Source organism: Treponema sp. R6D11 (assembly GCF_054786075.1).
Window position 1 is genome coordinate 1 of the sequence record NZ_BDHD01000882.1, and the last position, 461, is coordinate 461.

The following is a 461-nucleotide window of genomic DNA, read 5'->3' on the forward strand; positions in this document are numbered from 1 at the left end:
GGGGAAAAACGACGGCGTAAAAAAACAGGTTGCCAACTTCTTGCTAAAAACAGTAGCTCAGCCGATCGTTTTAAATGTAGACGAGCGCGGAATAAGAATGTCCTCCGACTCAAAAGATATGTACTTTGAAATCGACAAAAAGGCAAAATGGAATCAAGAAAAGGAAACAAAACAAAAGCCAAGAAACTTAAACTTAAAATGAAAAATTACCCGAAAAAAAGAAAAAAAATTATTAAAATGGACAAAAATTTTTTTTTTATTTTTTTAATTTATTAAAAATAATTTTTTTTTTTTTCTATGGAAATTTTTTTGTTTAATTTATATTAAATAACAGACACAACAAAACACAACCCTCAAAACCAACCCCTCTTCGCGCAATAACTTTGCTTTTTAAAAAACCCCCCACCTGCGTATTTACTTCGCTTGCCTTGCTTTTTACGATAACCGCCGCACCGTCAATG

Annotated in this window: 1 protein-coding gene; it reads left to right on the forward strand. The window is 32.1% G+C overall.

What is annotated here, in order from left to right:
- Nucleotides 1-202 (forward strand): hypothetical protein (locus ACYVTD_RS16635; RefSeq protein ID WP_461248767.1); only part of this gene is annotated, 202 nt, incomplete at its 5' end.
- Nucleotides 203-461 lie beyond the last annotated feature (259 nt).